The 9,065-nt window shown below is 70.8% G+C and carries 8 protein-coding genes; 2 read left to right on the top strand and 6 right to left on the bottom strand.

Translation table 11 applies throughout. From position 1 onward, the window contains the following. Window positions 1–208 precede the first annotated feature (208 nt). Entirely contained in the window at window positions 209–1,864 is a 1,656-nt protein-coding gene (locus VKT83_03390) for a hypothetical protein (protein ID HLY21492.1), read from the top strand. Continuing rightward, window positions 1,854–2,480 carry a phosphatase PAP2 family protein gene (locus VKT83_03385; GenBank protein HLY21491.1) on the top strand — a complete coding sequence of 209 codons (627 nt, stop codon included), beginning with the start codon at window positions 1,854–1,856 and terminating at the stop codon, window positions 2,478–2,480. The genes VKT83_03390 and VKT83_03385 overlap by 11 nt, the downstream gene beginning before the upstream one ends. On the opposite strand, the gene VKT83_03380 is transcribed toward VKT83_03385, so the two are convergent. The 6 genes from VKT83_03380 to VKT83_03355 are packed head-to-tail and all read right to left on the bottom strand — an operon-like array spanning window position 2,443 to window position 9,037. Continuing rightward, window positions 2,443–3,420, bottom strand: a complete 978-nt coding sequence (locus tag VKT83_03380; GenBank protein ID HLY21490.1) for a sugar phosphate nucleotidyltransferase — start codon at window positions 3,418–3,420, stop codon at window positions 2,443–2,445. The genes VKT83_03385 and VKT83_03380 overlap by 38 nt on opposite strands. After that, a complete protein-coding gene (locus VKT83_03375) occupies window positions 3,417–4,142 on the bottom strand; it encodes a nucleotidyltransferase family protein (GenBank protein ID HLY21489.1) in 726 nt (241 codons plus the stop codon). Before VKT83_03375 ends, VKT83_03380 begins: the two co-directional genes overlap by 4 nt. A 13-nt stretch (window positions 4,143–4,155) precedes the next feature. Further along, complete coding sequence (locus tag VKT83_03370) at window positions 4,156–5,151, bottom strand: NAD-dependent epimerase/dehydratase family protein (protein ID HLY21488.1); 996 nt, start codon at window positions 5,149–5,151, stop codon at window positions 4,156–4,158. Window positions 5,152–5,166: 15 nt separating this feature from the next. Next, a complete protein-coding gene (locus VKT83_03365) occupies window positions 5,167–7,341 on the bottom strand; it encodes a bi-domain-containing oxidoreductase (GenBank protein ID HLY21487.1) in 2,175 nt (724 codons plus the stop codon). After that, window positions 7,338–8,288 carry a glycosyltransferase family 2 protein gene (locus VKT83_03360; GenBank protein ID HLY21486.1) on the bottom strand — a complete coding sequence of 317 codons (951 nt, stop codon included), beginning with the start codon at window positions 8,286–8,288 and terminating at the stop codon, window positions 7,338–7,340. Before VKT83_03360 ends, VKT83_03365 begins: the two co-directional genes overlap by 4 nt. Continuing rightward, entirely contained in the window at window positions 8,285–9,037 is a 753-nt protein-coding gene (locus tag VKT83_03355) for a sugar transferase (protein HLY21485.1), read from the bottom strand. The genes VKT83_03360 and VKT83_03355 overlap by 4 nt, the downstream gene beginning before the upstream one ends. Window positions 9,038–9,065 lie beyond the last annotated feature (28 nt).

Below are 9,065 nucleotides of genomic sequence, written 5' to 3'. Positions count from 1 at the left end.
CCCGGACGCGCCGGCGTAGGAACGGCTTGAGGATGGCCATGGTGGTGCCAGTATAGCCACCGCCCAACGGCCGGAAGCGGCCCCGATGCCGCCGTTGCACCGAGTGTCAAGTGTAGTCGGATCTATCTGAACCTAGACACCTATTGGCGATGTCCACGAGCCCTGGTCACAAAGGGGGCCGTTTGCGGATCTCCGAATACGACTGCGCATGACGCAGCGGAATCGAAGCGGTCCCCTGCTCGCGCTCGCCCTGTACCTGCTGACGTCATTTCTCTACTTCGGCCGCCGGGTCGCGGCCAACCCGTCGGGCTCCTACATCGGCTTCAGCGGGGACCCGATCAGCTTCATGTGGATGTTGAAGTGGTGGCCGTTTGCGATCGCCCACCACCTGGACCCGTTCGTCAACGAACGAATCTGGTCGTCGCTCCCGGTGAGTCTGGCGTGGGCGTCGTCGATCCTGGGGCCGGCGCTGCTGGCGGCCGGGATCACGACCGCGTTCGGACCGGTCGTCAGCTTCAACGTGGTGATGTGGGCCGCGCCGGCGCTGTCGGCGTGGACCGCCTACCTGCTGTGCGTCCACGTGACGAAGGCGCGCGTCCCGTCCCTTGTCGCCGGATACCTGTACGGCTTCTCCTCGTATGAACTCGGGCACATGCTGGGCCATCCCAATCTGGTGCTCATCTTTCTCGTGCCGCTCGCGGTCTACGTCCTGCTGCTGTACGGCGAGGGCCGGCTGTCGACGACCACGTTCGTCGCCCTCTTCGCGCTCATCCTGGTCGCCCAGTTTACGTTCTTCGTCGAGATCTTCGCTATGGACACGGCCTTCGGCGTCGCCGCCGCCGTCCTCGGCTGCGCGTTCGCCGATCGGACGACCCGGCGTGCGATCCTCGCGGCCGCACCGGCAGTCGTCTCGGCCTACGCCGTCGCCCTGCTTCTGCTGAGCCCGTACCTGTACCGCTTCGCCGACCGCTCCCTCAGCGTGGCGATCGATTTTCCGCATTCCGCCGACCTGTTGAACCTCGTGGTGCCGATGCCGCCGACGTGGGTGGGGGGGCGCGCGTTCGCGTCGCTCTCCGGCCGGTTCACCGGGAACGTCTTTGAAAACGGCGCCTACCTCGGCGTCCCGCTCCTGCTCGCGTGCGTCCTCTTCATCGCCGGCGGGTGGCGCCGACCGGTGACCCGGGTCCTGGCGGCGTGCGCCGCGCTGGTCCTGGTCGCGTCGCTCGGTCCCACCCTGCGTGTTGCCGGCAGGCCCGTGGCGCCGCTTCCGTGGGCGCTGATCCTGCACGTGCCTCTGGTCAACCAGGCGCTCCCGGCGCGCTTCCCGATGTTCCTCTCGCTGATCACGGCGTTGATGGTCGCGGCGTGGCTGAGCCGTCCGGGCCCGGCCGCGTGGCTTCGATGGACCGTCGCGGGCGCCGCCGTGTTGAGCGTCCTGCCGAATCCGGCCTTCCCCTTATGGACGACCGACCTGCACACTCCCGAATTCTTCTCCGCCGGACTGTACCGGCGGGCCTTCGCGCCGAGCGAGACCGTCCTCATCATTCCCTACGGATTGACCGGACAGAGCCTGCTCTGGCAGGCGCAGTCCGACATGTATTTCCGCATGCCGGGCTATATCGTCCGCATTCCGCCCAAGTTCGTCGAGCAGTGGCCGATCGCGGAGCCGCTGCTGAGCACGGACCCGCGGCCGTCCGTCGCGCGGCATCTTGCGCCGCTTCGAGATTTTCGGCGCTACTATCAGATCCGCTCGGTGGTCGTGACCTCCGACGAGTTCGAGCGGGCGTGGGCTCCGGTGCTGAGCGCGGCGGAGGGCCCGCCGAAGAAGATCGGCGGGGTGTTTCTCTACCAGCATGCGCCGTAACCCCGCGCGAGGGGTACGCGCCGCCGGAGCGCTGCTGGGCTTCGTCGTCGTGACCGCGGTGACGTTCGTGCCCGCCTCGCACACCGTCGATCTCGGCGCCACCCGCTGGCTGCAGCGCGCCGCGCCCACGGCGGACTGGCCGGCGTTCGCCGTCTCGTATCTCGGCAACGCCGAAGTGCTCGTGCCCGGGTTTGCCGTCGCCGGGGCCGTGCTCGCTCTGCGGCGGCGGCGGCAGGGACTGGCGCTACTCGGTCTGGCCGTGGGCCTTGCCGCGGTCAGCGTCATCGCGGTCGTCTTCAAGCACCTGATCGTCCATCCGGGGCCGCCCGAGTCGCTCGCCCGTCATCTGCCGGTCCCCCTCGGGGCGCCCATTCAGTCGACGCCGTTCAGCCTGCCCTCGGGGCACACGATGCGGGCGACCTTCGTCGCGGGCACGCTGCTGCGGCGGTTTCCCTTCGCGGCGGCGGCGTTGGTGCTCGGCATGATGGCCGCGCTGGTCTACCTGGGAGAGCACTGGCTGACGGACGTGCTGGCGGCGTTCTTTCTGTCGTGGGCCTGCGTCGAGGCCGCGCGGGCGGTTACGTCAGCTCGATCTCGGAACTGTCGCCGAGATTGATCCTGGAGCGGCGCCCGGTCACGGCCGCGTTTTCCCCGATGATCGAGTCTTCCAGGAGCACGCCTTCCACGCGGGCGTTGGCGTTCACGATTGTCTCGCGCAGCACCGCGTTGCTGACGCGCGCGCCCTCCGCGATCGTCACGTACGGCCCGACCACCGATCCTTCCACCACCGCGGTCGGGGAGACGAACGACGGCGGCACGATCACCGACCCGCCGATGTCCGCGGGGGCCGGGGACGAGGACTCGAGGAGCGCGTGGTTCGCGTGCAGCAGCGCCTCCGGCGTGCCGCAGTCGTACCAGCGCTCGATCGGGAAGGTGCGCAGCCGCTCGCCGCTTTCGACCATGAGCTGCAGGGCGTCCGCGAGCCAGTACTCGCCGTTCGCCATCCGTCGCTGCTCGACGAGGCGCTCGAGCGCCGCGCGCAGCGGTCCGGGGCGCTGAATCATGTAGACGCCGACGACGGCGAGATCGCTCGGCGGCGCGGACGGCTTCTCCCACAGGTGCCGCACGAAGCCGTCCCGGTCCAGCTCCACGACGCCGAACGCGCGCGGATCCGACACCTGGTGCACGCCGATCGCCGAACAGTCGAGCCGGGACGCGGCGCGCAGGTCGGCCCGCACGATCGTGTCTCCAAAGACGATCAGCGTCGGCCCGGTCAGGTGCTCCCGCGCCAGATAGATCGCGTGGCCGTTGCCGAGCGGCTCGTCTTGGTAAATAAAGTGGGCGCGAATCGAATAGCGCTCGCGGACGAACTCCTCCACCTTCTCCGCAAGGTAGCCGACGACGAACGTGATCTCCTCGACCCCGAGATCCCGCAGGTCGTCGAGGATGTAGGCCAGGATCGGCTTGCCGGCCACGTTCATCAAGACCTTCGGCTGGGTGTGGGTGTGCGGCCGCAGCCGTTTGCCGCGCCCGGCCACCGGGATGACGGCCCTCATCGGCCGTCGCCCGCCCCGGGGGAGGCGGGACCGACCTCGGTCGCGCGGAGTTCCGCCGTGACCGCGTTGACGTCCTTGATCGTGTCGACGGCGCGCCAGTAAGCCCGGCTCTTGAACGCGCCCAGCCGGCCGGCGCGCGCGAGGTCGGGGAAGGTCGTCGTCTCGTGGTCGCCGCGTTCGGGCAGGCAGTCGCGGATGGCCGCGGCCAGGACGTAGATGCCGGCGTTGATCCAATACGGCAGCTCCGGCTTCTCGCGGAAGTGGGTGACCCGGTCGTGGTCGTCCACCTCGACCAGGCCGTACGGACTCACGTACGGTGCCAGGACCACCGTGGCCAGCACCGGCCGCGCGCGGTGGGCCGCGAGCAGCGGCGCCAGCGGCAGGTCCGTGATCACGTCGCCGTTCGTCGCGATGACGGTGTCCACGTCCGCCGGCACCCGGCCGAGGGCCTGCCGCAGGCCGCCCCCCCGTCCGAGCGGCTGCTCCTCCACGGCGTACGCGATGCGCACGCCGAAGCGCTCCCCGGTCCCGAAGTAGGCTTCGATGACTTCGTGGCGGTATCCGCAGGCGATCACGACGTGGCGCACGCCCTGCGCGTGCAGCCAGCGAATCTGATGGCCGAGGATCGGCATGCCGGCGATCTCGACCATCGGCTTGGGCCGGTCCTCGGTGAACGGCCGGAGCCGCTCGCCTTTGCCGCCCGCCAGAATGACCGCGTACATCGTCCCGGCCGCCTCAGAACCGCGCGTCGCGGACGATCCGGTCCCAGTTCGCCGTGGCCCAGTCGAACGTCCGCCGGATGCCGGTCTCGAAGTCGACGGACGGCTGATAGCCGAGCAGGCGGCCGGCCTTCTCGACCGACGCGCACCGGCGGGTGATGTTGTCCCACGAGCGCCGCGCCGCATAGCGGACGCCGGCCGGATTGCCGGTGAGCTCGTTGACGAGCGCGGCCAGGCTCCCGACGGTAACCTCCCGGCCCGACGCGAGATTCATTGCCTCGCCGACGGCCTCGTCGGCGACGCCCGCGGCGAGCAGACCCCGCACGACATCCCCGACGTACGTGAAGTCGCGGGTCTCTTCACCGGTGCCGGTGATCGGCAGGGGCTCCTTGCGCATCGCCCAGTAGAGAAAATTCGGGATGACATTCCGGTAGCGGCCGGGGATCTCGCCGGGTCCGTAAACGTTGAAGAATCGCGCCCGCACGACCGGCAACTGATAGTAGTGATGGAAGAAGTTGCAGTAGAGCTCGCCGAGCAGCTTCGTGATCTGATACGGCGTGTCGAGATCGATCGACACGAAGTCCTCGCGCAGCGGCAGCGGCGCCTTGCTGCCGTACACGGAGCAGCCCGACGACGCGTACACGAACCGACGCACCCCGGCCAGATGCGCGAACTGCAGCATCTTCAGCGTGCCGAGCCCGTTGACCAGCAGATCCTGCTCGGGGTGATCGACGGAGTTCTGGTTGGCGAAGAGCGCGGCGAGATGATACACGTAGTCCGGCCGCTCGGCGAAGACGCCGCGCAGCGTCTCATCCTCGGTCACGCTGCCCTGGACGAACCGCACCGGCGCGTGATCCGGCACGTTCCAGCGGCTCGCCGAGGAGAGGTTGTCCAGGACCAAAATCCGGCCCGCGCCGTGCCGCGCGAGCGCCTCCACGAGATTGCTGCCGATGCAGCCCGCCCCGCCGGTCACGAGGACCGTCCGGCCGGTAAACGCGTCTCCCTCACTCATCAACCGTCGACCCCCCTAACTGGTGGCGTCCGTCGCCGGCGGTCGCAGCAGCGCGGCGGCGTCCACCGCGACCGGGCGTCCGGTCCGGACGGACTCCGCGACCGCGAAGCAACACGCCGCGTTCGCCACATAGGTCTCGAGCGGCACCGGGGAGGACGCGCTCCCGGCCGCGGCCGCGACCCACGCCCGCAGCTCCTCCCGATGCCCCCGCTCCGCCTCCAACCGGCGGACCTGCCGCACGCGGCCGCCCCGGGCCAGCGTCGCCCGGCGGAAGTCGTCGAGCGTACACGCCACCCCCGCGCCGAAGACGTCGAGGCGCTCCCGGAAGAGCGCGCGGTCGGCGCCGTCCACGTACGCAATCGTTCCCGCGGAGCCGTCGCGGAACGCCAGCGAGATGACGAGCGACGCCGCGCCGGCCGGCCCGACGGACCGCGCAAAGACCTCGACCGGCTCCGCGTCCGTCAGGTACTGCAGAAGGTCCACGAAGTGGCCGCCCTCGCCGAGCCAGCGCCCTCCGCCCTCCACCGGGTCGTACGTCCAGTGATCGGCCGGGATCGCGCCGGCGTTGACGCGGTACGTCAGCACGAGCGGCCGCACCGCGCCGACGAAATCCTTCAGGATTCGAACGATCGGCGAATACCGGCGGTTGAACCCGACCATCAGCGTTCGGGGCGAGGCCGTATACGCGGCGACCACGGCGCGGACGTCCTCCGCGGTCAGCGCCAACGGTTTCTCCACGAAGACGTGCTTCCCTGCGCGCAGCGCGTCCGCGGCGAGGGACGCGTGCAGATCGTGGCGCGTCGCGACCACCACCGCGTCCACCTGATCGTCATCCAGCACCGCGCGGGGGTCGGTCGTGCACACCTCAAACCCCAGCCGGTCGCCGACGTGCCGCGCGGACAGTCCGGTCGCCGTGGCGACGGCGCGCAGCCGCACGCCGGGGACCCCGCGGAGCGCGGGAAGGAGCACGGTACGGGCGAAGACGCCGCCGCCGATGACGCCGATCCGGAGGCCGCCGGCCCGGCGGGGCGCCGGCCGGAGCGCGATCGTCCGCCGCGCATCGCTCTCCGCCGGATACGTCAGGACCACGCCGAGGTGGGGCTGCGCCGCGCGGCCGGAGATCAGGTCGTAGGCGTCGCCGGCCCGCTCGATCGGGAACCGGTGCGTGACGAGCGGTTCGACCCGCACCCGCCCGGATGCGAGCTCGCCGACAAACGCGGCCATGTTCCGTCCGGCGGTCCACCGCACGTACGGCGCCGGGAAGGCCACGCCCCGGCGCTCGTATGTCTCGTCCTCGCTGCCCGGGCCCGACGCCTTCGAAAGCACGAGCGCGAGCTCTTTCTTCCAGAACGGGCGCCGCGGCACGTCCATCCCGGTGGTGCCCACCATCACCACCGTGCCCCGCACGCGCGCCAGGTCCGCCGCGAGCGCCACCGGAGCGCTGCTCGCCGTCGAGGCGGTCACGATCACCGCATCGACGCCGAGCCCACCCGTGATCCGGATGGCCGCCGCGCGCGCGTCGTCGGCCGTGACCGCCGCCGCGTCCGCGCCGAGCTCGCCGGCCAGCTTCACGCGCGCCGGTACCACATCGTACGCCACGACGCGGCAGCCCGCGGACCGCAGCAGCTGCACCGTCAGCTGGCCGACGATGCCCAACCCCAGGACGGCCACGACCTCGCCGAGGCCCGCGCCCGCGCGGCGCACGCCGTGGAGCGCGATCGCCCCGAGCGTGGCAAAGGCGCCGGCCTCATCCGTGACCTCGGCGGGGAGCGGCACGCACAACTGGCGCGGCACCAGCACGACCTCCGCGTGCGCGGCCCAGCCGGTGCCGGCGCAGGCGACACGATCGCCGGGCCGGAAGCCGTCGACGCCGGCGCCGGCGTCCACCACAACCCCGGCGCAGCTGTAGCCCAGCGGCTGCGGACTGTCCAGCCGGATGAACGTCTCGCGCACGGTCGTGCGCAGGCCGTCCCGCCGGACCTTGTTGAGGACCTCGCGGACGAGATCCGGGCGCGCACGCGCCTTGCCTGCGAGGCTGCGCCCCGCCATGTCGAGGACGAACCGCTCGGTCCCGACGCTGACGACGGACGCGGTGTTGCGCACGAGGACCGCGCCGGGCCGGATCTGCGGCACCGGCACGTCCGCGACCTCGAGGACGCCGGTCCGGGGGCTCAGGACAACCTGCTTCATGGTTCGGGCGCGGGATCCGGCGCCCGCACGGCGGGGGCGCCGGCATGGCCGCGCGGCGCGCGGCGGCGCAGCTCCAACAGCTTCGCGTCGATCAGCGCACGGTACCACAACCCCTGCATGAGGTGATAGAGAAACCCCTCGCGGCCGTCGAGGAAGCCGGCCCGGAGGAGATACCGGTAGAGAAAATAGGCGACGGCGCGCATCCCGACGGGCGCGCGGCGGTACACGCGATCGTACCACCATCGTTTGCGCTCCGCCTGCGTCCCGGTCCACCGTCCCGCGACGGCGCCGCGTTCACCCGCCCGGGCGAGCGTCTCCGCCGCGAGGGCGGCATACTGATCGTGGCGTTCCACCCAGCGCGACAGCGGCCGGCGGTCCTCGTGCAGCAGATCGTGCCGGAGCCGCGCGGTGCGGCCCTCGACGACGAAATGCTCGTCGACCGCCCGCTCCTCGCACCGGGACACGCGGTGCCGCATGACCCGCAGCAGCCAGACCGGGTAGTACCCGCCGTGTCGGAGCCAGCGGCCGAGGAAAATAAAGCGGCGCTTCAGGTAGAAGCCCGCGAGGTCCGGCGGGGCCGCCGCGAGCGCCGCGGGCAGCTCGGCGGCCAGCTCCGGGCTGACGGTTTCGTCGGCGTCGAGGACCAGCACCCAGTCGCCCGTAAACGGCAGATTGCGAAGCGCCCAGTTCCGCTGCGCGGGGTACCCCGTGAAGTCATGGGTCACGACACGCGCGCCGGCCGCGTCCGCGATCGACGCCGTCCGGTCGGTACTGTGGGAATCCACGACCCAGACCGCGGCGGCCAGGGCGGCGACGCTCGCCAGCGCCCGCGAAAGATTGTCCTCCTCGTTCCGCGTGAGGATCAGGACGTCGAGCGGAGGCTGGCGGATCGTGACGTTCGGAACCGGCGACGGTGCGGCGACTCGCTCCGCCCGCCCCGGCGTCATCCCGCTCCCCTGCGCCGCACCGACCGGCCTCGCCGGGGCCAGCGCCCGGTGAGGCTGATCACGACCGACGTGGCGAACAGCTTCATGTCCAGCCACGGACTGATCCGGCGCACGTACAGTGCGTCGTACTTGAATTTCTTCTGCCGGCTGATGTCCCGCCGCGCATAGACTTGCGCCAGCCCGGTGAGACCCGGACACACCGAGGTCCGCACGTGGTAGTTCGGGACTTCCTCGATGTGATGGTAGCGCGACTTGGGATCGACTTCGACTTCCTTGGGCAGCAGCGCGCGCGGCCCGACGAAGCTCATCTCCCCCCGGAGGATGTTGAGCAGCTGCGGGACCTCATCGAGGGCCGTCGCCCGCAGCAGCCGTCCGACGCGGGTGATGCGCCCGTCGCACGTCGTGGCCTGGCGCGGCACGTCATGCGCCTCGGGCTCCCGCATCGTCCGGAACTTGAAGAGATGGAACAGCCGGCCGCCTCGACCGACTCGAGTCTGCCGCACAAACACCGGGCCGCGATCGTCCAGCCAGATCAGCGCCGCGATCAGAAACGCGGCCGGGATGATCACCGAGATGCCTAGAGACGCGAGCATCACCTCGACGGGGCGCCGGAGCGGATATCCCGGCACCGCCGCCGCCGGCGGAACATGGCCGTTCAGCGAGAGCCGGCCGGCGGCCTCGCCGTTGAGCGACAACGTGGGTGTTGCGGCGACCTGCTCCTCGAGCCCAGAAGAGGTGCTTACGGCCATTACGTCCCCCGTCAAAGAAGTATCAAGC

The sequence above is a fragment of the bacterium genome (assembly GCA_035308905.1).
GTDB lineage: Bacteria > Sysuimicrobiota > Sysuimicrobiia > Sysuimicrobiales > Segetimicrobiaceae > DASSJF01.
Note: the sequence above shows the minus strand (reverse complement) of the source record. Positions and strands in the feature narration are given on the sequence as shown.

Coding starts and splice junctions, on each gene's coding strand:
- VKT83_03375 (HLY21489.1), bottom strand. CDS start 4,142: ATGTACGCGGTCATTCTGGCGGGCGGCAAAGGCGAGCGGCTCCGGCCG.
- VKT83_03360 (HLY21486.1), bottom strand. CDS start 8,288: ATGACGCCGGGGCGGGCGGAGCGAGTCGCCGCACCGTCGCCGGTTCCG.
- VKT83_03355 (HLY21485.1), bottom strand. CDS start 9,037: ATGGCCGTAAGCACCTCTTCTGGGCTCGAGGAGCAGGTCGCCGCAACA.
- VKT83_03385 (HLY21491.1), top strand. CDS start 1,854: ATGCGCCGTAACCCCGCGCGAGGGGTACGCGCCGCCGGAGCGCTGCTG.
- VKT83_03390 (HLY21492.1), top strand. CDS start 209: ATGACGCAGCGGAATCGAAGCGGTCCCCTGCTCGCGCTCGCCCTGTAC.
- VKT83_03380 (HLY21490.1), bottom strand. CDS start 3,420: ATGAGGGCCGTCATCCCGGTGGCCGGGCGCGGCAAACGGCTGCGGCCG.
- VKT83_03370 (HLY21488.1), bottom strand. CDS start 5,151: ATGAGTGAGGGAGACGCGTTTACCGGCCGGACGGTCCTCGTGACCGGC.
- VKT83_03365 (HLY21487.1), bottom strand. CDS start 7,341: ATGAAGCAGGTTGTCCTGAGCCCCCGGACCGGCGTCCTCGAGGTCGCG.